The sequence below is a fragment of the Stenotrophomonas sp. 89682_Sma genome (assembly GCF_056481405.1).
The window spans coordinates 2,893,081-2,916,722 of the sequence record NZ_CM151147.1; the positions used below are offsets into that span (position 1 = coordinate 2,893,081).

At 62.2% G+C, this 23,642-nt stretch carries 23 protein-coding genes; 3 read left to right on the forward strand and 20 right to left on the reverse strand.

Annotated features, from left to right (window positions below; translation table 11 throughout):
• Positions 1 to 47 precede the first annotated feature (47 nt).
• On the forward strand, positions 48 to 503 hold the full coding sequence (locus tag ACZK29_RS13370) for a GIY-YIG nuclease family protein (protein ID WP_049402574.1): 456 nt from the start codon (positions 48 to 50) through the stop codon (positions 501 to 503).
• Here ACZK29_RS13370 and mobF read toward each other — a convergent pair.
• The 11 genes from mobF to ACZK29_RS13425 form a co-directional block, all read right to left on the reverse strand.
• Positions 493 to 3,327 carry a MobF family relaxase gene (mobF, locus tag ACZK29_RS13375; protein ID WP_049402575.1) on the reverse strand — a complete coding sequence of 945 codons (2,835 nt, stop codon included), beginning with the start codon at positions 3,325 to 3,327 and terminating at the stop codon, positions 493 to 495. The two genes, ACZK29_RS13370 and mobF, sit on opposite strands and share 11 nt — an antisense overlap.
• A 64-nt stretch (positions 3,328 to 3,391) precedes the next feature.
• Positions 3,392 to 5,263, reverse strand: a complete 1,872-nt coding sequence (locus tag ACZK29_RS13380) for a helicase HerA-like domain-containing protein (protein WP_049402576.1) — start codon at positions 5,261 to 5,263, stop codon at positions 3,392 to 3,394.
• Positions 5,241 to 5,999 (reverse strand): ankyrin repeat domain-containing protein, encoded by a 759-nt coding sequence (locus tag ACZK29_RS13385; protein ID WP_228354638.1) that lies wholly within the window; start codon positions 5,997 to 5,999, stop codon positions 5,241 to 5,243. Before ACZK29_RS13385 ends, ACZK29_RS13380 begins: the two co-directional genes overlap by 23 nt.
• A 107-nt stretch (positions 6,000 to 6,106) precedes the next feature.
• On the reverse strand, positions 6,107 to 6,334 hold the full coding sequence (locus ACZK29_RS13390) for a hypothetical protein (protein WP_005410158.1): 228 nt from the start codon (positions 6,332 to 6,334) through the stop codon (positions 6,107 to 6,109).
• A 227-nt stretch (positions 6,335 to 6,561) separates the two neighbouring features.
• Positions 6,562 to 6,765: a hypothetical protein gene (locus ACZK29_RS13395; RefSeq protein WP_005410159.1), complete on the reverse strand. Its 204-nt coding sequence runs from the start codon at positions 6,763 to 6,765 to the stop codon at positions 6,562 to 6,564.
• A 137-nt stretch (positions 6,766 to 6,902) separates the two neighbouring features.
• Positions 6,903 to 7,427 (reverse strand): hypothetical protein, encoded by a 525-nt coding sequence (locus ACZK29_RS13400; protein ID WP_005410160.1) that lies wholly within the window; start codon positions 7,425 to 7,427, stop codon positions 6,903 to 6,905.
• Between the two features lie 87 nt (positions 7,428 to 7,514).
• A complete protein-coding gene (locus tag ACZK29_RS13405) occupies positions 7,515 to 10,496 on the reverse strand; it encodes a TraM recognition domain-containing protein (RefSeq protein WP_049402578.1) in 2,982 nt (993 codons plus the stop codon).
• 21 nt (positions 10,497 to 10,517) lie between these two features.
• Positions 10,518 to 10,850, reverse strand: coding sequence for a hypothetical protein (locus tag ACZK29_RS13410; protein WP_012480689.1), 333 nt, complete (start codon positions 10,848 to 10,850; stop codon positions 10,518 to 10,520).
• A 65-nt stretch (positions 10,851 to 10,915) separates the two neighbouring features.
• On the reverse strand, positions 10,916 to 11,974 hold the full coding sequence (locus ACZK29_RS13415; protein WP_076739290.1) for a hypothetical protein: 1,059 nt from the start codon (positions 11,972 to 11,974) through the stop codon (positions 10,916 to 10,918).
• 61 nt (positions 11,975 to 12,035) lie between these two features.
• Positions 12,036 to 12,671, reverse strand: a complete 636-nt coding sequence (locus ACZK29_RS13420) for a hypothetical protein (RefSeq protein ID WP_049402580.1) — start codon at positions 12,669 to 12,671, stop codon at positions 12,036 to 12,038.
• Positions 12,672 to 12,699: 28 nt separating this feature from the next.
• Positions 12,700 to 13,101: a hypothetical protein gene (locus ACZK29_RS13425; protein WP_049402581.1), complete on the reverse strand. Its 402-nt coding sequence runs from the start codon at positions 13,099 to 13,101 to the stop codon at positions 12,700 to 12,702.
• Between the two features lie 769 nt (positions 13,102 to 13,870).
• Between ACZK29_RS13425 and ACZK29_RS13430 the strand changes: the two genes are divergently transcribed.
• Positions 13,871 to 14,938 (forward strand): hypothetical protein, encoded by a 1,068-nt coding sequence (locus ACZK29_RS13430; RefSeq protein WP_099550969.1) that lies wholly within the window; start codon positions 13,871 to 13,873, stop codon positions 14,936 to 14,938.
• Between the two features lie 18 nt (positions 14,939 to 14,956).
• Here ACZK29_RS13430 and ACZK29_RS13435 read toward each other — a convergent pair whose 3' ends face one another.
• The 4 genes from ACZK29_RS13435 to ACZK29_RS13450 all read right to left on the reverse strand — a co-directional run bounded on the left by ACZK29_RS13435 (position 14,957) and on the right by ACZK29_RS13450 (position 17,909).
• Positions 14,957 to 16,102, reverse strand: a complete 1,146-nt coding sequence (locus ACZK29_RS13435; RefSeq protein WP_478446157.1) for an AlbA family DNA-binding domain-containing protein — start codon at positions 16,100 to 16,102, stop codon at positions 14,957 to 14,959.
• A 29-nt stretch (positions 16,103 to 16,131) separates the two neighbouring features.
• Positions 16,132 to 16,737: a hypothetical protein gene (locus tag ACZK29_RS13440; RefSeq protein ID WP_049402584.1), complete on the reverse strand. Its 606-nt coding sequence runs from the start codon at positions 16,735 to 16,737 to the stop codon at positions 16,132 to 16,134.
• Complete coding sequence (locus ACZK29_RS13445; RefSeq protein WP_049402585.1) at positions 16,734 to 17,330, reverse strand: ParA family protein; 597 nt, start codon at positions 17,328 to 17,330, stop codon at positions 16,734 to 16,736. The genes ACZK29_RS13440 and ACZK29_RS13445 overlap by 4 nt, the downstream gene beginning before the upstream one ends.
• A gap of 114 nt (positions 17,331 to 17,444) precedes the next feature.
• Entirely contained in the window at positions 17,445 to 17,909 is a 465-nt protein-coding gene (locus ACZK29_RS13450; protein ID WP_049402586.1) for a hypothetical protein, read from the reverse strand.
• Between the two features lie 329 nt (positions 17,910 to 18,238).
• Between ACZK29_RS13450 and ACZK29_RS13455 the strand changes: the two genes are divergently transcribed.
• A complete protein-coding gene (locus ACZK29_RS13455) occupies positions 18,239 to 20,026 on the forward strand; it encodes a type 4 pilus major pilin (protein WP_197602926.1) in 1,788 nt (595 codons plus the stop codon).
• A 161-nt stretch (positions 20,027 to 20,187) separates the two neighbouring features.
• Here the strand turns inward: ACZK29_RS13455 and ACZK29_RS13460 are convergent, their stop codons facing one another.
• The 5 genes from ACZK29_RS13460 to ACZK29_RS13480 all read right to left on the reverse strand — a co-directional run bounded on the left by ACZK29_RS13460 (position 20,188) and on the right by ACZK29_RS13480 (position 23,368).
• Complete coding sequence (locus ACZK29_RS13460) at positions 20,188 to 20,949, reverse strand: AbiU2 domain-containing protein (RefSeq protein WP_080355003.1); 762 nt, start codon at positions 20,947 to 20,949, stop codon at positions 20,188 to 20,190.
• Positions 20,946 to 21,860 (reverse strand): hypothetical protein, encoded by a 915-nt coding sequence (locus ACZK29_RS13465; RefSeq protein WP_049402588.1) that lies wholly within the window; start codon positions 21,858 to 21,860, stop codon positions 20,946 to 20,948. The genes ACZK29_RS13460 and ACZK29_RS13465 overlap by 4 nt, the downstream gene beginning before the upstream one ends.
• Before the next feature lie 88 nt (positions 21,861 to 21,948).
• Complete coding sequence (locus ACZK29_RS13470; protein ID WP_049402589.1) at positions 21,949 to 22,389, reverse strand: DUF6573 family protein; 441 nt, start codon at positions 22,387 to 22,389, stop codon at positions 21,949 to 21,951.
• Between the two features lie 260 nt (positions 22,390 to 22,649).
• Positions 22,650 to 23,123 (reverse strand): hypothetical protein, encoded by a 474-nt coding sequence (locus tag ACZK29_RS13475; RefSeq protein WP_049402590.1) that lies wholly within the window; start codon positions 23,121 to 23,123, stop codon positions 22,650 to 22,652.
• 59 nt (positions 23,124 to 23,182) lie between these two features.
• Positions 23,183 to 23,368: a hypothetical protein gene (locus ACZK29_RS13480; protein ID WP_049402591.1), complete on the reverse strand. Its 186-nt coding sequence runs from the start codon at positions 23,366 to 23,368 to the stop codon at positions 23,183 to 23,185.
• Between the last annotated feature and the right edge of the window lie 274 nt (positions 23,369 to 23,642).

Below are 23,642 nucleotides of genomic sequence, written 5' to 3' on the forward strand. Positions count from 1 at the left end.
AGATTCTGATCTATTCGTGAGTGGGTCGTTTTACTCACGGAGAGACCATGACCCATCGCCACAACCTGGGACGCAGCGAGAAGTATCACGCCCTGCCCCGCACCCTTTACGCCCTATTGTTCGACGACGGGGGATGCTACGTTGGCCAAAGCTCGAACCCGCAGCAGCGCGAGAAGCAGCACCGCTCCCCCAAAGGCGGCTGGCACCGTCCCTTCCGGTTCCATGCGCTGGAAGTGGTGACCGCCACCCGGGCGGAAGCCGAAGCGTATGAGCAGGCATGGCGGGTGAAGGCCTCCCGGGAGGGGTGGCGCATCTACGCCAAGCCGCCGGGGATTGTGGTCAACCCCCACCGTCGGGCCACGGCCCACGTGCGCGGGTTGGCCCACCAACGGCGGTGGCAACTGGGAACACCGGTGAAAGCCCCCTCCGAACGCGTGGGGTGGTGGCCATGGGCAGCGGTGGTGATCAGCGTGTTGGCGCTGGCCCGATGCGTCACCGGGTAAGCCTCATCTCGCGCAATTCCGCGTTTGTGATTGGCACCCGGGGTTGCGGTTTCAATCCTGCCAGCAGCTCTTCCACGTCCTGGACCAGGTTGCGCACCGGAGCAGCCTGGGTCTCGGACAAGCCGACGCTCAGCGCCATTTCTTTGTGTCGCTCGGTGCCCAAGCGTTCGGCCATGCGCTCCATCACGTCGTCCGTCGTATACATGCGGTAGCTGCCCTTGGTGAGGCGGGTGAACGCCACCAAGGCCGACTGCTGGTCGAGCATGCCCATGTTCGTGGCCAAGTGGTAAACCTCGGATTTCCCTTGTCCTTGCGCCTTGTGGACGGTCATGGCATACCGGTGGGCCAAGGCGTTGTGCTCGCTCGTGTTGAATTGCACGATGCGCCCATTCTCCTTCGGATTCGAGCCCTGGATGCGCACCACCACGTCGTAGCCGCCGGACTTGTCCTTCCTAATGCTCTCCACCGTGCCCTCGGTGCCGTTGATGACACCCAAGTCGTTGTTGGTCGCCGTGAACATCACACGGTCGCGGCGTGAGAGCGTCAGATCCTCCCACTGCCCTTTCACGATCGAGCGGAAGGTGAATTCCTCTCTGTCCAGCACGCCTTGCTCCTGGAGCCCCTTTCGGATGCCCGTGGTGAGGGCTTTGACTTCAGAGCGCGTGTGGGCCAAGACCAGCTTCTCGTCCATCGGCGTTTCGTCTTTCAGGTAATCGTCCACAAGCGCCTTGATGGCCTGTCTTTCCGTTCCGAAGTCGTCGATGCAGTTGCGCTGCTTGAGGTTGTTCAGGATTTCTGTGCCCATATCAAAGGTGTCTCGGCGGCTGCGGTGCCCGCGGCGCATGTCCTTGACCTTCCCCTGCTGGTCCCGCTCGTAGAAGCTGTTGGCAGTGATCAGGTCACCGGCGTTCTTCTGCCGGCGGATCTCGGTCAGCTTCGTGTCGCCCAGGGCCATCTTCGCCAGTTCAAAGCCGTTGCCCGCGGCGATGGGCTGAAGCTGGTCACTGTCCCCTTGCAAGATCAGCTTGGCGCCCACCCCTTGGCAGTAGGTCATCAACTTCAAGGTATCGCCGGTGGCAATCATCCCGGCTTCATCGAGCACCACCACAACGTTCTTCGTCAGTGCAACCTTGCCCTGCCGGAGCTGGGAAAAGAACTTTGCAACCGACATGCAGGGCATGCCGGACTCTTCTTCCAGCTTAGCCGCGGCTTTACCCGACACGGCCAAGCCCATCAACTGCTTTCCTTCGGCTTCGAAGCACTGCTTGTAAACCTCGGCCACGGTGGTCTTGCCGGTGCCGGCCAACCCCGACATGACCCCCACGCCGGCCGTGCCGTGGGTGAGGTGACCGATGGCGGCGTTCTGCTCCTCTGTGAGGGTGAACCCCTTTCGCTTCTCATACGCGGCGATCACCCGGTCTACTGTGGAGCGGAACAGCTTGAGATCCGTCTCGTTCTCCCGCTCCTTCGAGCGGCGGATGATCTCGGCCTCCCATTCGACCATCCAGGTGGCGCAGAAGCGATCCTCCCGGTGCTTGCGCGCCAACCGAACGCCCCGGTCGTCTTCGTGGAGGTATTCGGCTTTCACGCGCACCAGATCGTCCTGCTCGGTGAACTCATTCACCATCCTGAGGATTTCTTCTGAATTTTTTTGTCCTGCGAACTCCATCCCCAACTCCCGGACCAGGTCATGCTCGCAGAACATCGCCTCGTTTTCGTGCATGCGCTGCAAAACCTCGTCAAACGTATGCGGGTCCAGGTGTTGGCCTTTCGTCTGCTTGAGCGACTGGGTGGTGGGAACCAGCTCCGGGTGCTCTTTAGCGATGTTGGCGAAGGTTTGCTGCCAGTCCTTGACCACCTGCTCGAAGGGCGGTTCTTCCTTTTTTTTGCGGGTGGCCTTGCAGGCCTCGTCGTGGCTGGCGTTGGGGTGTTCCTTGACGTAGTCCAGGATTTCTTGGCGGCGGGTCTTCGTCTGAAGCACCAGCTCCCGGTCGATGCCGGCAATCGTGGTGAGAGTCTGGCCCGTTTCGTGCCCCATCACGTCCACCTCGCGTTCCCGCTGAATCCCATAGCCCAGCGCTTTCATCGCGGCGTAGAGCTCGACTTTGTAAAGGTGATCCGCGGCGTGCCGGTGACGGTAGATTTCGATGGCGTCGAAGGTGCCCCACTGACCGTCCTCGCCCATCGAGATCCCGTAGACCAGGTGATGGGTGTGCAGGTCGGGTTCCACGTTCCGGTTGCTGACATGATCGGCGGCTGTCCATACCAATCCCGCCGTGCCTATAACGTCTACGCCTCCTTGTCCGCGCCGGGTCTCCACTTTGCTTTCGATGTAGCGCATGGCCACGGCGCAGGCCTGGCGGTGGGCCTCCAGGATGGCCAGCTTCTCGCGATCATCCGCCAGCGCAAACGCCACGCTCACGTCCCCCGGGGCGGAGATGGTCAGATCAAACCCGACCCGATGGCCGCCCTCCCACTTCTCCATTGGCTTGCCATCGTCGTCCAGTCGCACGTTGCCCATGCGATCCGTCTTGATGACCAATTGGGGCTCCTCTCCCGCGTTTTTGCACAACGGCCTTCCGGTGGGTGAAAAGCCCTTGCCCAGCAACTCCATCACCCTGCGGGTGACCGGTTGATCTTCCAGGTCGAGTTCGGCGGCGAGCTTGCCGCCCCAATTGAGCGTCTGCCGCGGATCGGGACCGCTGCCGGCGTAATAGGCCACGGCGCTGTCGATGGCCAGGCGCTCGGTGGCCAGCATGTAGTCGAACATGTTTCCGTTGTTCTTGTTGTGGCCGCGGGCATCGATGCGGGTGCAATTGATCATGGGGCTCCCTTAAAGAACGTTGACTGTTCCAAGGTCCCAGAAAACGGAGAGTTGGCAAGGCCGATCACCGCTTGAAAAGCGCGTCGATTTCCTCGGGTGTCATGGTCAGCACCCGCTGGACCGTGTCGATGCCTTCTGCGGTGGTTGGGAAGGCCAACGCGTCACCGGTCAAAGGGGGCAATTCAGCTTCTCCCACCACACCGGCCGGCTTGGTGGTCCACGCGGCGGCCACCTGCCCTTCGCGAACCGTTGGATGGCTCCTGCCGGGCCACGTCAGCAACAGCACGTCCCCGCCCATTTGGACGATCGCCTCGATGCCCCACTTCTCGGAACCGTAGCGATTGCCTTTGCGGAAACCCAACCGGTCGGTGAGCTCACCGCTGGAAACCAACGCGCGGCTCTCTTCGTGAATCTGGGCCTTGTCTTCGTGCCCACGCCAGGCGATTTTCCGCTTGCCGAGCTGGCTGGCCAGCTTGTCCCGGGTCGCCCCCATCTGCACTTGGCACACCACGTGGGTGCCCACCAGCGATGAGAAGGCCTGGGCGGTCTTGTCCCCATAAACCAGCTCAATCTGGGAGTGATCCTGGACCGCCATGATGGCCACCACGCCTTTGCTGCGTCCCAACGCCAACAAGGGATCGATGTTCAAGCGCCCGGCGCTGGTCAGCTCGTCGAACACGAAGTAGAGCCCACGCCCGCCCTCGTTGTCCGGCAAACCTGGCCCAATGAGATCTGGCACGGCCACGTTGATCATGGCGGCGATGTAGGCCTTCGTCAGGGTTGGGTCGGGTCCGGATTGAACGATGACCTGCTTGCGCCCGGTGTAGTCGTCCCGTATCCACTCGGTCATCGAGAAACGGCGCTTGCCAACCTTGGGCCATGCGGTGGCCAGGTCGTCGATGAGGCGGGTGAAGCCCCCGAGGGAAGACAGCACGCTGGACGTGGTTTGGCTCTCCGGATCACGCACCAGTGCGGCGCCGCGGGGGTAATGCGGGCGCATGCCTGCGGCCATCTCTGCAGCCGGGCGGCGCACCAAGGCCGCCAGATCGGGCCACCCCCACTGGCCAGGCCGGGTGTTTTGGAGCTCGCGCACGCACCCAATCAACAAGTCCTGGGCGGCCATGCTCCAGAACTTGGCGTTCCCATCGCCCTCCGGAATGATTGAGGCAGCGAACGCCGCCGCATGGGTGGGGGTCCGCACGTCAGCGGCAACGTCCCACACGTGGGACCGCGCATCGAAGGGCGACACGATGATAGGCCTTTTGAAAATCGACGTGAAATCACCCTTGATGTCGTAAAGGAACAGCTTTGCGCCCCTCTTTCGCGTCAGTTGTTCCAGGATGTGCTTGAGGATGACGCTCTTGCCCGACCCCACCGAACCGGTGATCAAGACGTGGCGCGCCCAATGTTTTTTTGGCAACAAAAGATCGGGGTGGAGGGACAGGGCAAAGGGATCCGCCTCTGCTTCCTTGGGTGTCATCGAGCGGTGCCGGGCTTCGTCAACGGCCTCTTTTCTTTCCAGCAACCGCGATCCGGACAGGTGCCAGGTGTTGCTCACCGGCTCGGCTGCCTTAAAGAACATGCGAAGGCCAAGGCCCGTCGCCAGCAGAAGCGACACCCCTATCCGGATCCACGTCTCCGCGGGGTGGTGGTAGGACACCAGTTCGATGAACTCCCGTGCCGGAGCACGTGCCGAGATGCCAGCGGTCAGGAAGTGAAAAGCGGTCACCAGACCACCGTTCAAGGCATCTGTGAAGCGGATGAGCGAGCCATCGGGATTCGGGACGAGCCAGGCAACACCCATGCTCCCCACGTAGGCCAAGCCAAAAACGAATCCGCCGACAAGAACGGCGCGGTGCCAGTAACGGACCGGCTGGGAAGGCGCAACGCTGCCGGGCACGTCACCCAGCGCATCAAAGGGCTTGGATTTGCCCATGTCGGTGCATGCGCGTTGGGGTCCGCCCTCGCCACCCTGGCTGATCAGGATTGGCGCCGTGGGCCATCAGGTGGAGGCAGACCCGGGCGTGCCTGTGAAGCGCGGCAAGGTGGAGCGGTGCCCACCCGAGGGCGTTGAGGGCCGCCACGTCGGCGCCGGCTTCGACCAGCGGGGTGACCAGCGAGGCATGGCCAAACCGGGCCGCATGATGCAGTGGCGTGTTACCGCTGGCATCGGGCAGCCGGGCGTCCGCGCCCATGCCGATGCAGGCCAGCAGTGCCGCTTCCTCGCCCGCCCGGGACGCCCCCACGAGCCAGGCCTGCCACGGTGCGTTCTCCCGCAACCGGTTTGCATCCGACCGCCGAGCCCGCGCCTCCTCTACCGCCATCGCCATGCCTTGGAACAGCGAGGCGTGCTCTGCCATGGACAACCCAGCCACCCTCTCTGCCAGGGTGCTGTAAACCATCGGCTCGTCACGGTCTGCCAAGCGCCTCTCGTAAGCACGCACCAGGTCCCGTGTGGACGCCCGCATGGGCGCGTCGAACCCCAGGCGATGCAAGCCCCAGCGCAGGTCCACTTGCGGTGCCCCATCCTGCTCCCGCTGGCGCACCTGCCAAACCAGATCGCCCAACCGACCCTCAACAGGGGCAACGCTCAGTGCGTGGGCGCGCGCCAACACTTGCGAATCGTGAAAGCCTTTGGATGCGCCGGCTTCGCGAGCGAGTGCGGCCGCCAAGGCCTCCGCTCGTTGGAGGCCCAGGGGACGCAAGAGGCACAACAGAGATTCTTGGATGTCCATCTCTATTGTTGTAAAGCCGAATCCGCGATCGTCAAGAGAACATGTTAGCTGTTGAGGCGAGTAGCCACCGCAACACTGAAATGCCGAAGAATCTCAGTGTCATGCCAGAGCTTCTGCCCTGGGCTACTGCTGTCCAGTTCCTGAAGCACATTGTCCAAGCTTCTTCCAGCCAAGACCTGGGAATCCACATACCCGCCGACCAAGGCGAAAGAACTCAAATGCTCGGGAGCAACGTCGGGAAAACGGTGGAAGTTGGTGTTGTTAATATTCATCTGGTCCTCCTGCAGTGGTAAGCCGATGTGCCTCATCGGAAAGGTCCAGCTCGATCGCTGGTAAACTAACGGGCTAACGCGCTAAACGCTGTCGGGTGGGCCAAGGACGATCCAGCCCAACATGCAGAAAATCAGTGCGGGATAGAACCAGAAATCAAACCCCTCCCAGTCAAACCGGCGCCAACGCTTCCTGCACCTTGCACGCAGCTTGAGCCAGCGCCGGCTGCTCACCGGAAGGAACTCTGGACCACCACCCCGATGGTCACAAAGCCCGCCACCGCCATGGCCACCACTTTGAGCAGAACCGGAACGGCCGGGGGGTAGACGAGAACAGCCGCTGCGAAGGCCGCGGTCAGCAGGAACAAGCTGGTCAGCAGTGGAACCGCGTTTTCGAAAGCGAAGTCTTTGAGGGCATTGAACAACGTGGACATGGTGGCTCTCCTTTTGGCTTTATGAGTAGGTCTACCTACTCTTTACAAAACCAGTAAAGCACCATCAAACTGGACGTCAAGACGCAAAAATGCCCGATTTTGCGCAGAACCGGGCAGATTTGAACATCGATGAAAAGTTACTGTCGGAAGACGTTCGGTTGGGCCTGCTTCTGGTGCTTCTCCCAATCGTAATTGGCAGCGTAGTCCTTCATGAAAGCCGCCTCCTTCAACGAACTGCGGGCGTAATCGGCGTATCCCAGGCGCCCAGGTCCGTTCTCCATCCGCTGCTCACGGGTCAACATGGGAGGGGTCTCCTCCCGCTGGGCCCCGCGTTGCTGCCGCCACTGCGCAACGGTCGCATGAACCACCTGCTCGTGCTTGTCGTCCGGCTTTGCATCACGAACGGCTTTGTCGGCCTCCTGGATCTTTGCCTGGAGCGCGGCGATCTGATCGGGCGAGGCCTTCTCTGCCCAATCCAGAACGCGCTGTCGGCGTTGCTCGATGGCGTCTTGGTCTTGGACCACGTTCTGCTCGAAGTCCGCCCGTGCCGCGCTGTCCTTCTGGGGCGGTGGGCGATCGCCCAGAAGCCGCTCGTTGCGCTGCGCCTGGAGTGCTCGCAGCTCGGTCATTTCTTCGATGGGTTGGGAAAGGGTGTCGCTCATGTTTGTTTCCTCCGCTGGGGTGAATGGGTTCATCGTTGATCAATCCGTGGGTTTGGCAAGGGGGGCGAGCCCCCTTGCCTATCCGCATCAATCCGCATCGGGCAGCAGCTCCGCCAAGTCGATTCGCTTGATGCCGGCACGGTTCAGCGCCACGATGGCGTGACCACGGGGCTCGAGAAGGGCGGAGTATTCTTCCTGCAGGAAGAGCGGCTGCACCTCGCGCTTGCCCCCGGTGGGCATGTCAATGTCGCGCGCGATCTCGTCTTGGCCCAGCGTGTCCTCCGATCCAATCCGCCAGCGGCGGCCCGTCACGGCGTCGATGCGCGAGGCCGTCAATCGCCCGGCCCCTTCCATGCGCATCTTGTCGTAGGCGGACGCGTAGGCATGGTCCGGGTCGTTGAGCACAGAGTGGCGCCAATTGTTCATGCCGCCTTGGTAGTCGATGCCCCGGGTGCGCTGCTTGAATGTGGTCAACGTTGCCTGTCCGAACCGCTTTTCCAGGTATTCGTGGGTATTGTGCGAGCACTTCAGCGCGATCACCGACTGCATCGTATTGGCCATCAGCTCAGCCTCGTTGACCGACCCAAAGGCGTTGACCAAGCTCTCAAACCCTTGCGTTGCAAGCACGGGCATCAACCCCATCAAGCGCGAAACGGAGAACAGGTTGATGTCATCGGCCGTCAACAGCAGGTGGGCCTCGTCCATCATCAACATCACTTCAGTTTGCCCAGGCAACACTTCGCGCCACTTGTCGCCGAATGCACCACGCGCTTTGATTCCGTTCATGACCCGCTGTTTGAGCAGGCGCATCATCATTTCACCCGCTTCACCGAATTGGGTCGGGGGCAAGAAGAGGCCTACCATGGCTCCATAGAGCGCGTCGGACACATCCACCTCGCCCGTCTCAATCGAATGCCAAGGCATGTCCGTCTTGCTGTCACGCAGCTTTTCGCCTCGCAAGAGCTTCTCCAGCAGCCCTCGTGAGTTGAGCGTGAAGGATTGCCTCTGTTCCGGATGCATCGCGGGAATCTCCAGGAACGCCCATTCCAGCGAGCTCTGCAGCTGAGACATGGGACGGAAGAGATCCGGGTGGATGGTCTGCGGAGCGGTCTCTTGACGAAGGCGGTGCTGTTGCAGGTAGGCCGCGTAGGCCAGCCGCCCTTCTTCGTCATGGCTCGTGTCCGCCTCTTCCAGGCCCAAGTATTTCACCACCTCCATCAGCTTTGCATTGGCACGAGGCGCGGGGCTGGCGGGAATCACGCGTTCCACAATGGACAACAACTTGGCGTGGTGGAATGGCGTGTATTGCCATTGCCTGTCGTCGCTCACAGGGATTCGATGGATGGCGATCTGTTCGGCGATCCGCTCGAGCAATGCCTCAGTCTCGGCCACGTCCTCGTCCAGCTTGCGCTGTTTGACCAGCTCAAGCTCCGCATCCAACTGTGCACGCTCCAGCCCTTCCAGCTTGGCCGAACACCAAGACCTGTAAGCCATCTCGTGATCCACGAGCGCACGAAGGATGATGCCGGTGTGGTAGAGAAACGCGTCACCGCCGTCCGTCCAAAGCTTGGATTTCTCGTCCACTCGCCCACCGGCTGCACCGCGCAATGCCCGGACGATCTGATCGGGCGCCAACCCTTCGTATGGCGCCACCCGCATCCCGGGTTTGACGACGATATCGAACAATCCTTCCAAGTCCGAGATGATCGCCCCGTCCTTGCCGTCGGCGATGAGCGCGCCACCGCCGGCAAGCTTCTGCTGCTTCAAGCGCTCCCTTGCATCTGCGTGGCCTGGCGCCGCACATGCCATCGCCAAAGCGGCTCTACGGAACCGACGAGCGATGGGTCTGAGCGCGGCGAAGGATTTGCCAGATCCGATGGCTCCGAACACGAGCAGGCCCTGCTGACAATCCCTCCACGAGAACATCATCACGGTGCCCAGGTCGGGCGAGTAGCCATAGCCCTTGTCGGAAAGGTGTCCCGTCGCGCGCCCAATGGTGATCAGCGGGGTCTTGTCCCGCAGTGCCGCCTCAGCTTGCTGTTCACGCGCCTTGACGTGCGCGTTGATCAGCGCCCCCTGGGTGGCCAGGTTGTTGTCGTTGTTCTGCAGGTAAAGCCGGGCGGCGTTTTGGACAAAGTTGCCTTCGGCGTATTGCATCGCATACATGCATGCCAGCACGTAAGGCGCCGCCTCGCCCAAGCCAAATGGCAGGACCTTGCCGACCACCAGTGTGGCAAAGATGAGCCCCACCCACTTCATCGCTTGAATGAAGCGCGCGGCTGTCCCGCCAATGACGCCCCGGTGCGGGTGCGAGGCCGCCGCCACAAAGCAAACCACAAACAGGATGCCGACCAAGCCAAAGGCCCACCACAGGTAGGTCCTGGCGATCTGGGCATACACAGCCATGCCGCCGGCTTGCATTGCCACCTCGGTGCCGCCCTTGCTGTCCCCAACCACGAACTGAAGCGCCATCGGAACCCATTGCAGCAGCACCAGGGCTTTCAGGGCCTCCTTCATGCCCTCGCCTTGCTTGAGAGCAATGAAATAGGGAATGGTCAGCAGCAGAGCGGCCCAGCCTGCCCAGCCGATGAGGCTCACCAGGAAGGTCGCCAGAACGCCGATCACGGGGAAGGCGAGATACATCAAGGGAGTGGCCAGGCTGTCGCCGCCCTGCCCCATGTCGTTGCCCTGCAGGAAGCCCTCGGCACGCCGTCCAAGCTTCGTCGTGATGATCCGCGATTGGGTGTCGCGCAGATCCTCCGGAACCTTTGGCCACCACTCCTGGAATTCGTCCTCGCTGCGTCCGTCGGGCACCTTGAACACCTGGGCGTTCTCGTCCCAGACGGCGCCGCACTCCAGCGCGAAATCCCGGTCAGCCTCCGGCACATCGAGCTCTCGACTGCGAACGCGATCGGTCACGTCAAAGCGCCCCACCAGGTTTTCATACTCCTCGGCGGATTTGACGATGATTTCTTCCTTCACGCCCGAAGGCTCGCCGCTCTTCCGGCGGAACTTGCGCCCCAGGCCGCTCGTCCAGTCCAGAACGTTGAACAAACTGATTGCTGCCATCTCTGTTCCCCCCCTGTTAAATCAACGAAGCCAATGCGCCAAGACGGCAAGCACCAAGCAAAGCGGCGCGCACGCCAGAAAGCCCGCTTTGGCCACCCAGCGCTCTGCGACCTGCTCAACCTTGCTCGCGTAGAGCCGATCCTTGGTCCATGCGTCATACGCGGCGTCGTCTCTGACCGGCGGTCTGCGATCGGCGCGCAAGTAGTAGAAAGTGCGGCGGACGCCTTCGCTCAGGTGGCCCATGCCAAACGATTCAGGGCTGCCAAGGAACAAGCGTCCGTGCAGGTTCAGCCACTTTGAGCCGAAATGAAGTTTTCCGGGTTCCCGGTATTGCGTGAACAGCCACTTGAACATGATTCCCCCTTATTCGTGAGTAGGTCACTTCTTTCTAGATCGAATCCGCGAATGCGCAAGGGGGATCATTCGATGCCTGACTTCTTCGCCCAGGCGTCCAGGTCTGCGTCGGCTTTTTGCTGCCAGTCGTTCCTTGGGTCGGCGGCTGGTGCGGAGGTCATCCTCGGCAAGGGGGCGGTCGCACGTTTCTGCGCAGGCTTGGGCTGGGTCGCAATCGGCGCTGACGCTTTCACATGGAGAGTGGCGTCCGGTTCTGGCTTCTCTATCGCAGGTTCTGGCTCGGCCTGCTCTGGAAGCACTGCTGGAGCAGGCGCAACCACGGGGGCTTCCACCACCTCGGGCAACTGCTCGGGAGCGGCTGGAGTGGCTACCGGTGCCACGGGCTGCGGTGTGCTCGGTGGCACCTGATCGCCTTTCCCATGTAAGAAGTAGATCGTCCCCCCGACCAATGCCACCGCCACCACGCCGGCCACAACCAAGGGCCAGCGAGAGCGGGGAATGGAATGCAATGTCGCTCGCGCTGCCTCTGAAGCCTTGGCGTCGGGTGAGGGGCCAAGCTCCTCTGCGGCAATGGCGGCCAACTCTCCCTGTCCTGTCGAAATGTCATCGGTCACCTGCAGCTCATTGACAGCATCTGCTGGCTGATACGATGGGGCGTCCGCCTCCGGTGCAAATCTGGGCGCTTCCACGACAGGCGATTGTTCCCTCACTCTTGGCTCAAGATTCGCTTCGCTCACGTCAACCGCTTCTGCTTCGACAGCAATTGCCGCTGGCTCCCGGGCGGACAACGCACCGACCAGGTCCTCGGCTTCCGTCGGCTGGACGGTGGGGCCAGACTCGGCTTCTGTTGCCTGAACTCTTCCCTCTGCGCTTCTTGCCCGCTTGGCGTCTACGGTCGCCTTGACCTCCTTCGCCTTCTCGGCACCGGCAGCAACGCCCTTCTGGGTCAACTCGGCAGTGCGTTTGCTGATCACCCCCGCCCAGTGACTGGCAGCTTTCAGGTTCTCTTTCATGCCGTCGGAGATCAGCCGCTCTTCCTGCGTGGGCGAAGCGGTCGGGGTTGCTTTGGCACGCTTCAGCCACTCGTCCCGCTTGCGCTTCTGGATTTTTTCTTCTGGGGTCATGTGGGCTCCTGGGAATGGGGGAGGGAAGCCCGGGCTTCGCAAGACACCCGGGCGATTGGCGTCAGCGGACGTCCGGCACCGGGGTCACGACGATCACGGGCTCACCGCTGCCGCAGCGGTCGTCCACCGTGACCTTGGACAGCGCGCCACGCTTGGCCAGCTCCACGATGGGCACTTGGCAGGCGGCCTTGTCGGCTCCTTGGAACACCACCGTCAAACCGTTGCTGGACTTGTTCAAAAGACCCGCGAACTTGTCGAGGAAGGCCCGTGTATCGCTGTCCAACCGCTTCATGTCGGTGGGGTTGTAGTTCAAGCGCAACGAATCCAGGACGGCTTCCTGCTTGCCCTCCACGGTTTCGGTCTTGGTGACCACTTCGGCCTTCATGCCAGCCGCACGGGCGGCCTCGGCGGCCTGCTCGGCGTGCTCCCGCTGCTGCTTCACGTAGGACGCGGAAGCCCCCACGGCAGCACCCGCGGCGCAAGCACCCAGGGCTTTGTCTTTCTTGCCCGTGAGCAAGGCGATGGCTCCGCCGGCCACGCAACCGATGCCACCGGCTTTGAACAGGCGCTTCTTATCGGCCTTGGGCTTGCCATCGTCCGCCGCGGCATGCACCGCATCAGGGGTGGCCTGGGCGGAAACCTGGAGCGGCATGCAAGCCACCAGGCAGAGAGTGAGAGGAAGGGAAAAACGTTTCATGGGATGGATCTCCTGCTGTGGGGGAAAGTTAGGTGCGTGGAGCAGTCATGGGTCCGGCTGCGGGCACCTTGGCCGCACCAGAACCTTTGGGAGAGGGTTGCGAGAGGGCCGCCGTCACCACCTTGCGAAGCGCTTCTTCGTAGCGCTGGATGGCGCTGTCCTGCGCCGCCTTCGTTTCGTCTCGCAGCCGCCGCAGGTCCTCCTGGAGCGCACTCCGGAACAGCGCGTTCTCTTCCCGCAGCTCGTCGATGAGCTGCTCCAAGTGAGCGCTGGAGTTCTCCAACACGCTCACCACTGACGTGGCGGTGTTGTGTCGCTCCAGCGCCTCTCGCACGTAAGCGCTGAACCCACTGCCCGATTCACGGGCAAGCCGCTGAGCAAGTTTCAGCTGCCCACGGTCGAGGTTTACGTTTTGACGAACGAACGCCATTGGTCGAGTAACTCCGTTTCGGGATTACTCCACCGATACCGCGAATCTCGGAGTTGGCAAGGCCCCACGTCATGAGCCTGAAAAACATGGGCCAAACGAGCTAACAAGCACTGACACTGTCTCCATTCGGTGGTGACATGGCCAGGCCTTGATTGCATTGAGGTTTCGGCAGGCGTTACAGCGATTCTTGGGCGAAAAACGCACTCCCACTTCAGTGCGTCATGTGTATGACGAGTCCAGGACACCCTCCAGGCTTCTGCTTCGGTGCCTGGGCCGACACCGCTTCAACCGACGAGGAGCTGTTGCCGTTGCTTTTCGCCACCCCTTGCGGTTCGCCATTGCAGAGGTATTGGTAGTGCATCCCCCAACCGATTCATCTCTCCCCACGTTCAAGCCATGCCTTCCACCTCTCCGCGCTCCCCTACCCCTCTCGCCCTCCGTCGCCCCTCGCACGGACAGACAGTTGCGTTCGCTCGGCCACCCGATGCCTCTTGCTGGCCAACCCTCTCCAATGGCGTTCACAACCCTTCGGTGTTGAACGAGGAAACCGGTGAGGCAATCGTTTTAGTCAAACCAGAAGGGAGCTGCCTGATGCACCGAGGGGATCGCTTTAGTCACACGGGAACAGTCACCCTTACAAACCGAAACGTGGTTAGGAAGTCCGCGCGCCTTATCGTTTTAGTCAATCCAGTGAGGGGGTTTGTTCGTCGCCTTACACCCGCTAACCGTCGTGGTGTTCTCCGCACTACCGTTCACCGGAGACCCGCCCATGAGCATTGACGAATTCGGTTCATTCGCTTCCCGCGTTTTGGCGAAGCACCGCGCCCGTGCCGCTGATACCCCCCGGTGGGCGCTCGACCTGCTGCGGCGACAAGACAACCCGACTTGTGCGTTCTGCTGCTCGCCCATCGACCTGAGCCGGCGGCAGTCGTGGGTGCTTTCACCCCTCGTTCCGTTCAACCAGGGCGGCCCCGTCGAACCGTCAAACCTGCGGATGGCCTGCAAGGCGTGTGCGGTCGAACGTGGCGCTCGTGACCTGCTGGCCTGGGAAGAGCTGGCAGGGCGGGTGCCCGCGACACAACTCGACGCACTGAAGGAAGAACGCCTCAAGGTGCTCAAACGCTCGGACAACCACCTGACCTCCGCAGGCCACTACGCTAAGCCTTCAACCGTCCTCGCCCACCTTCAGGAGCGCTGGAAGCACCCCCGGTTCCTCGCTTACGTAGAACGCCATGGGGGCGGATGGTTCGTGGGCTGGCCGCTGGCCCAACGCGATCAACCCTCACGCAACGGTGCTGCCGTTCTGCTGCGCCAGGTCCACCGGGCCCGGTGGCTGGAACACAAAGAGGTGGTTGGGTTCGACGTGTCGGAGGAAGTTTTTCAGACTGCCGTCTGGCAGCTCATCGACCATAATGGGTTGGTCGTAGACCTGGCCGAAGGCAGCGCCGCCGACGGCGATCGAACATGGCAGGACAGCTGGCGGGTGCGCTACCCCAGCTTCCATCAAGTGCGCCGCCGGCGGACTTTCCCGCATGAGAAACCTTGGCCCTCCCATCGGGAAGGCAGCCCCTTGGCATTCAGCACCAAGGCCAGCGCGGTTCGGATGCGAGCCAAGCGCCAGGCCGCCCGGGAGGAGGAAACGAAACAGCGGTGGCTGGACGCCCGCCGTCGGTTGGCAAGGCGAGACGAGGACGTGGACGCTGGCCGGTTGCGGCCTTACTTGCCAGGGGAGCGCGACGCTCTTCAGGCGGACGTGGACGAGCTGGCAGGGCGTTGGGTGGCGGCGCGGAAGCCCTTTACCTCCTTGGGCGCCGAAGGGCCGCCCATACAGGCCTGACGATACGACCACACGGCGCTAGTCGCCGTCGCTCTGCTCTTCGTCGTCATCCAGGCGCTCCAACAACTCCTCAATGCTCAGATGCTGGCATTCGCCATCAACCGTCAGCACACGTTCGCTCGTGCCGGGCTGGGAAATTTCGTTCGCCAACACCCTGACCTTCATGGTGTATGCACCGGGCTTCATCGGAAGGAATGCCAGGTCTTCCCCCACACGCCGCGTCTCACCCGGGCGGACAGTTCCCAGCAGTGACAGATAGAGCGGCTCGGGTCCTTCCTCGTCCACTTCGGTTCGGTTGTCGCCAGAGAACGAGGGCCGGATGTTCCATTCCTCGGCCGGCAGATCCGTCAAGTCGTCGGCGGTCAACATCTTGAACGGCTGCCCCCCGTCGTTGGTCCAGGTGACTTCGAGTTTGGCGTCGGTCAGGGCGAAAGTGGAGCGATTGGTCAGGGCCAGTCGAATGCGGATGAGGCAGTTCTTCGATTGAAGGTAGTCCGCTCCTTCCCTCCAGTAGTGGCGATTTTCCCGGTTGAAGTTGGGAGCCGCCATGAACGCCGAAGGTTGCTCCCGCCGGTAATCCGGCAGTTCGTCGAAGGTCAGGAACGCCCGTTCAAAGTGATCGCCCAGTGGGCGGTTGTCCTGGTCAAGCACCAGCAGGTCGAACAGCGCCTCGCCTTTCGATTGATCGGCAACCCCCATCCGGTAGATCTCGCGCGGGGTGGCAATTCCGGTCGAGCTGCCGCGACGCAGGTAGACCGTGTTGGCTTCTACCTTGCCGTAGGTCTTGGTGACGTAGAACGGCCGTGACTGCTTGGGGATGGTGATGACCGCGATGTGCTTGCCGTCGAAGAGTTGCTCCCCATACTGAAAGCTGAGCTTGCTCTCCAGCTTCTCGTTGACGAACTGCTGGACCCGTGAATCGTCGATCGCGCCATTGGCGGGCAACCCCACCACTTCTGCTGGATAAGGTGGATTCTCCTTGAACCCCAGCAAGATGTAAGCCTCTCCGCCACGTTGAGCGTTGGCCATCGCCAGGATGTCTTTCAACATCTCGGACTTTTCGTCCTCCGAAGCTTTCGCAAACTTGTAGCGCTCGGCCTTGTAGTCCAGGGTCGAACCCTCCCCGGCGCTCCGAAGCTCCTCCAGAAGTGAATCGGGAAGCATGCGTGTCCCCCTCTCGGCCGGAGCAAGAGTCAGTAGATCTTTCCGTTCGTGGCCTTACCACGATTCCGCACTGCCACTCGGGCAGCCTTCCGCTCCTCCGCATGCTCATCTGCCGGCGAACTCACTACCAACAGGGTCTTCTCTTTGATGAGCGTCGCAGCGGCATAGTCCGCCAGGGCGACCATCGCGGTGGTCAGGGCCATTTCCCGGCCCGCGTCCTCGGAATCCTCGTAGCCGAACAGCTTGGCGATGTTCTCGCGCAGCTTCGGAGGGATGGTCACCATGGCCCGGTGGTGACGCAGTCCATCTTCCCGCCGCCGGTAATCGTGCAGGGTGACCGACCGGGGCATAACCATGTGGACCCGCTTGCCACCCACCGTGCCCGCCCGCTGGCTGTCGTCGTAGTCAAAGTAGGACTTTCGCTCTGGGTAGTCCCCGGGCCCAAGCATGATGTGCTCGGGGATGCGTCCGATCGCCGGCTCGGCCTTTGTGCTGCTGCGCGACGCCTTGGCATGGGTGACGTTCTTGACGTCGTCCAGCGTGCGCTTTGGGGCCTTCTTGGCCGCGGCCTTCTTGACAGGTTTGCGAGTGGCCATGGGTAAGTCAGCCAAGGGAATGAGTGGAAGCTCCATCATGCCGCAGCCCTCCGGCCTGCACCAGCGGCCAAGGTATCGCGCACCCGGACAGCCAGGGCGTGGATCTCCTCCTGCGCCACCCGGGCCCAGCGGCCGTTGGCGTCGAACACGGTTTTTCCCTCCTCGTAGCAGTCCGCAAACAACGCACGATCCCGCACCAGGATGGCACCCGACATCTTGGGGTGCTCCAGGCGGCGTCGATGGGCTGCCCGCTTCTCGTTGGCCCGGTTGGCGATGGGCAGGTAGCGCTTTCCCTTCTTTTCAAGAACATCCACGGTTCGCAGAAAGATGAGAAAGCTGGCCCCATCGAGCAACGTGGGCACCAGGTAGAGATCGGCCTCGGGGATCACTTCGTTGTCCGGCAGGCGTGGTGGAGTGTCGGTGATCTCCACATCGAAGCCAGGGGAGCGCGAGCGCCCAACACTGAACGGTGTTTCGTCCGACAGTGAGGCAAACGCACAGGCTCCGCCTTGGGGGTCCCGGTCGTTGACCAACACACGCAGGCTGGGGTCACGGGCATAGCACCCGGCAAGATTCAGGGCCAGCGTCGTGCGGCCGACACCACCCTTGAGTGAGAAGTTGCACAAGCGCATACGGCATCCTTTCGTGAGTAGATAGGGGTTGCTCCTGACTCTACCCCGACGCCACCGCTGCGCAAGTGCATGTTTTTGCAACCCTTTCGGGCCGTTCAGGCCTTGGATTCTTTTCTATTCTTCCAGCGAGGCGACTGGACGACGGCAGTCCCACCGCAGCGTGTGGGCGACGTTTGAAGGCGAGCAATGCAAATCGAACGGCTGGGAGGCCATCCATGCCTTTACAGACGGTGGCGTGGCGCCATGCAGTGCTTCAATGATCGTCCAGCGTTGCTTTGTCGGACCAAACTCCGCGAACACGTCCGCCCCGGCTTCGGCCAGGATTCCGGCCATTTTGTCGTAGCACTGCCGTTTGTGTGGGTGGTCCTGGTTCACGTGCCACGCCATGCAGGCGACGTGGAAAACGGTAATCCCGTTGGGTCCCACCGGATGGTCCAAGGAAGGGAAGGCCGATAGGCCCCTCCAAGCCTCCAGGCGCGCCTCGCGGACAGCCGCGATGGCTTCTTTCAGCGCCCAAGGGTTGCAGTGCTCGATGGCCTGTAACAGTCGTTCTGCAAGCCGGTGGGCGGTCAATTCCATTTCAGCTCCTTCCGCAGTTGGCGTTCGAAGTGGCGTTGTTGGCGGGCCAGACGGGCTTGCCGGCGAAGCTTGCCTTCGGGCAGGAACGCGGGAGCCGTGGGTGGGATGTGCACGAAGGGAAGGCCAGCAATGGGGCGGGCCGAGCGGGTGGGGCTTTCAATCATGGCGGCGGTCTCTTGGGTTATTTAGAACGGCTTTCGTGAGTAGGTCACCCCACTCCCTTAACCCCATGCAACTAGACCGCCAAGCAATGTCAAGATGAAAAATCCAACTTTTTTTGACTAAAAACAGGGACTTGCGGAATCCAAGGTGCATCGCATGCTGAATGCATGACGCACACAACCCGCCCCCGCTGTTCGCTCACCCTCACCCGCCTTTCAAAAGGCGTGCGCAGCGCGCTGGGCTTCACCCTCACCGAGGCCTTGCTGGCGCTGGGCGTTGTGACCGCCGCCACGGGCGCGATGTTCCTGTTCTTCGGGCAGGTCGATGCAAAGGCCAAGGTGGCCAGTGAGACGCGCAACCTGCGCGAGCTGTCCCGTCGTGTTGAAAGCAGTTTTGGGATGGTGGGGACGTTCCGCGTGGTGAGCACCACGGCCGTGGTGGTCGATGGCTTGGCCCCTGAATCCCAACTCGGCGTCGGGGAAAGCGTCTTGACCAACGCGTGGGGCGGCGCGGTGAACATCCAGCCTTACACCGTCGAACGCTTCGGGGATTCGTTCTCCGTCAGCTACGCCGGCCTTGATCGTCAAGCGTGCGTGGCCCTGGTCGCGGCCAACGCGAGCGGGGTGTGGGACGCGCAGGTGTCGGACGTGTCGGTGATTCGAAACACCGGCGGCCAGCTCGACGTCGGATTGCTGAGCCGCACGTGTGCGGACAAATCGCGCGTGGTCTTCGTCTACCACAGCGGATTGTTGGGAGGCGAGTGGACCGGATCGCCTCTAGTATTGCCGCCAGCAACACCTCCGGCCACTCCACCCGGCTCTCCGCCCGTGGGATTCCCGGTGGGGCCCGTGGGGCCGGTGCCACCTTCCACGCCGGTGTCGCCTCCATCCGCCCCGCCGCCTAGCGCCCCACCCGCTACACCCCCACCGACCACTCCGCCCGCTCCCCCTGTGAGCGTGACGCCTCCGGCCCCGCCCACTTCACCGCCGGTCACGCCGCCGCCGACAAGCACGGTGCCGCCGTGTCAGGAGTGGAGCGAGAACCGAACCATCAACTGCCCATTGGGCCAAGTGGGCCAGGTGTTCCAGAGCCGCCGTCACCACTGCGGAACCGATCCGAGCGTTTACGAGGCGTGGGCTGGCTCCACGACGGCCGGCAGTTGGACCACGACCAACAGCACCTGCACGCCGTGCCCTGCTCCCGAAACGCGCAACGTTGGATGCCCTGCCGGTCAGTTTGGCGCGATCGGCCAGCAGCGGATCTTCTCATGCACGGGCACCGGCTCGTGGAACGCCTGGACGCAAACCAATACCACCTGCACGGCTTGCCCAGCGCCTTTCCCACAAGCCGAAACCCAGTGGGTCACCACGGCAGCCGCTTGCCCGGCGGGCCAGAGTGGATCGCACACATGGCAGACCGAACAGCGGCGGACGAGGACCGGGTCATACAACTGCCCGGCCACCACGTGGTCGCTGCCCAGCCCGACGTTCACCACTTGGACAAATTGGGCGGAGACTGGGGTTCGTCGCAACGAGGCCATTACATGCCCCCCCAACGCACCACCGCCGACGTTTCCCGAATACACCGGGCGATCTTGGCATTCGTGGGGAGACGGAGGGCACTACGGCTGGGCGATCTTCTGCAACGCTCCCCGGACCCTGGCCGAGCTTCAAGCCACCTCGTTGGCCTGCACTTGGCAATACGAAACGAACGACACCCCCACGTTTACGCCAGAGCCACCTGGCGTGACCCGCCCAACACCGGCTTTGGAAGCCTGTGTCTACGCGCTGCGCGCCAACTTGACTCCGATGCCAGGTTACGGCTTCGTCAACCACCCAGGCACCGCGGTTTGGCCGGCGGCTTGCTCGTGCAGCGTCGTGGGTCCAGGCGCGCGGTTCTACTGGCAAGACCTGGGAGCGAGCGACTGGGTGGGCTTTGAATTCAAGTGCCCTTGACGGCAAAGAAGGCGGGGGCATCCCTCACGTTGGAAGTGGCAAAGCTTCGGATTTCCAAAACCGACCGGAGGCGATGCCCTCGCACCAAGCGTGCTTTCCAGAAGGCAGGTGGCTTGGCCACCTGCGGCGGCTTCTGGGCTCTTCGCTGTTGTGCCTCGAAGTCAAACCCCAGCCAAGGTTTTCCACATCGCCTTGCCCTGGGCTTCGTGAACCGATGCGTATTGCTGTGGATCCCAGCTGGTCCCGGTCAGCAGCAGCCCCAGCTCTGCCACGATGGCCTGACAGCGATCGCCAAAAGCCAAGACCTCATTGAAGGTCAACCCAAGCGTGTTGATGTCAAACGCGCCAGGCTCCTCGTCCAGCTTGCGCATTTCCAGGTGGGCATGGTGCTTGTCCCGGAGGGTCTTGATTTTCGCTGCTACGGGATCAGCCGAAAGGATCACCATTTCATTGGAGACCCTTTCCCAGCCACTATCGAAGCGCGAGTAGTTCTCGTCCCGATCGTTCTGTCTGAACTTCTCCTGGAAAACAGCCGAGCTTTCGGGCGGCAGGTCACTGATCGGTTCGTCGTGGAAGTGATCGAAGATGCGACCGTAGCGCTCCCGGTAGTGCTCCCTGATCGCGGGATCTGCTTGAAGCTTTCGCCAGAGGTTGGTCAGGCTACCGGACCGCCAATGGTTGTCGAGGAAAAGCCGAGACTGATCGCGCACCAGGTCTTGCCCAAGAAGCGGAGCCAAGTGGTTCCACGCATTGGCGCCGGGGGTCTTATCCAGTTTGGCTTTGAGCCCTGCCTGGATCGCGGGGTCTTGAATGAGTGGGGACAAAATGTGCCGGCGCTCGTCGAGGATGTGGCACTCCTGCGTGAGCACCCGAACGAATCCATCGATTTGGCGAATACGTTGTTCCAGTTCCTCAGGCTTCATTCTTGCTCCGCCTCCAGCGGCACCTGCTGGAAACGCACCTGCAGCCGCTTGATGAGCGCACGGGTTTCCGCGTTCGGAGCGCGCGTGGACACCAGCACCGCCTCCCCGTTGGGCACGTGGCGGATGGCCTTCTGCTCGGCCCGGAGAACGGCGCGGTATTTCACCGCTTGGTATACGCCTCGCTGGAGTTCGTCTTCGCTGCACCGGCTGGTCTTCACCTCAACGGCTAGACGGTGCTTGCCGTTGTCGAAGTGGGCATCCAACCGATCACCGGAGCTCAAGAGCTTCTCGTTCGTGCCCGCGGTGAAGTCGCCGTAGTCCATGAACTCTTCCGGATGGTTGGCCACCCAGCGCTTGAGGGCTTGATGTTTGGCGCTCTCTGGGCCGCCTCCCTGCTGGACCTTGGGGAGCGGGATGACGCGCTGCGCCTCGTTCTGAGGCTTCTCTCCAGCATCAGGCTCCACAACGGGGGCGCCCAAGGCGCGGGCAACCCTGTCCCAGTGTGGGTAAGTGAAGACATCCTGCTTGGCTTCTTCAAACTGCGCCTTGCGATCTTCTTCGGTCGCCATGGGCTTGCCATCGAAATACGCCGGAACGATGGTCACCGCCCCATCGCCCGGAACTCCCTTGTTCTTGTTGATCACGATGGCATGCAAGGGAGGAATGGGCTCCCCCCATTGCTTGCTCAACCATTCGATGGCTTGCGCCACCCCACCTGCCACCCGCCCGTAGTTCAGGACGTGCTTGATGGAATGGCCGTTGCGGTCGTGGAGCTCACGCGCCAGATCGGTGTAGGTGTGGTCATCGCCTTCCTTGGCCCATCGCAGCAGGATAGGAAGTGCGTCAGGCACCAGCGGTCCCAGCTTCTCGCTCTGCGCCAACGGAATCAATTTCCAGCTGAACTTCTCCATCCCCTACCCCTCCCCTGTCATCCCACCATGGTAGCGGCGGGACCAGCACGGGAAAACGATGAGGGCCGGTGTCCTGCCCCCTCCCTTCTCAATCCTCGTTGGGCAGCATGATGCTGACCACCGGTTCCAAGGCGTCCCCGGGCCCGCACAGCGCTTTCAAGGTGATCTGGCGATGGGTCGACCGCGTCAGGCCCGACCCGGTCGCCGGGTGGGCTTCGTTCGACAACCAGTCGCCGGCGTCGGGCAGAGCCACGTGGAGCTGGTAGTGGATCTCCGAACCGTTGCCCTGCTGCCGCTTGATGGCCACGTGGAGCATGAAAAGCACGTCCCAGAGCCGGCCGTCCACCGACTGGCCGCGCAGTTCCAACCCTCTGGGCACTTCCACGTAGCGAGACCACGCAGCGCGGGTGATGGTCACGGGAAGCTTGAAGCCGGCTTCTTTGGCCACATCGGACACGTCCACCAGGACGCCGTCCTCGATTGCCTGGGCGCGGGTGTAAGAATGGATGAGGTCGGAAGGCTCGAACATGTTGTTCCTCGCTTGGTAAGTGATGGCCCGCCCAGGGCATCCGGTCGGGATGTCCTGGAATGGGAAACCCACCGCCCCACCGCTCGGCGCGGTCAAGGGAGGAAATGGAAGGGCTGGCGCGGCCCGCAGCGCAGCGAGGACACGGGCCCTGGAATGGCCCTTGACCGGAGGAGCCGGGAGATGGGGCCGCGCGGAGCGCATGAAGCTTGATGACGTGCCGTGAACGGCACACCGATTCAGGGTTGAACTTGGGAATGCCGTCAGGCCTGGGTGCAGGCCACAGGGACCCGGTCCATCCACGCGCTCTGGCCTGCCGATGCTTGAGCGGTGAGCGGGCCCAAACCTCGGATGAAGCGAAGAGACGCAAGTTGGACATCGTCTTGGGGCCAGTAGGGACCATCCGGCGAAAACACGAAGTGGTCCCCTTGAAGGGCCCCGCAGGTGGTGCAATGGTGGGCCAAGTAGGTTTGCCCTGACGTCCGGGTGGCGTCGAAGCGAAGCCAGGCCGCGTGGCCCGCCACGAAAGCGGCAGTGTTCTCGTCCAAACGCTCGATGTAGCGCAACAAGGCACCGTCCCCCTGATCTGCCATACCTTCGTCGTCGTGCTCCTCGAACGAGGGCACCCAGACCGCGGCGGTGGGGGTCGAGGCGTGGCAGAAATGGCACTCGGTCCGGCCGAGCAGCAGGCCGTAGGCCGGGGCGTGGAGGATGGATGGAGGGGCTTCATGGGTCATGGAGCCATTTTGCCCTTCCGCTGTGTCAGACGGTGAGACGTATTCCGGTCTGCTTGGCATTAGAGGCGCACACGCGACTGAGGGAACTGCACACCCTCTGAAAGCACTTCATCCAGGCGAGCTTGATGTGCTCGACGAGCGGCCTCCTCTGTGAAGGCGCGGATATCACACGAGTAGTCACTCTTGACTTCATGCACGACTGAATCCTTCAAGTTCCAGCCGATGTCATGGACGAATTCAGCCATCGCTTTGCCTTAGCGTGAACGAGGGCCTTGGTAGCGATAGTCGGCGAAGTGGCTCGCACGGACTTCAAACGTCTTTGCGTATCGGTGACTGGCTCGCCCCAACCTTTCCTCAAACTCCCACGCATTGGATAGAGAGAGATAGCCGGTCTTAAGGAGCTCCTTGAGCACCTCCTCTCCTCTCGACAAGTCAAAACGAATGAGGGAAAGGAAGACTGGAATACCGCGATCCTCGCACATCGCCCTTACTTCAGCGATAGCGAAGACTTGATTTCCA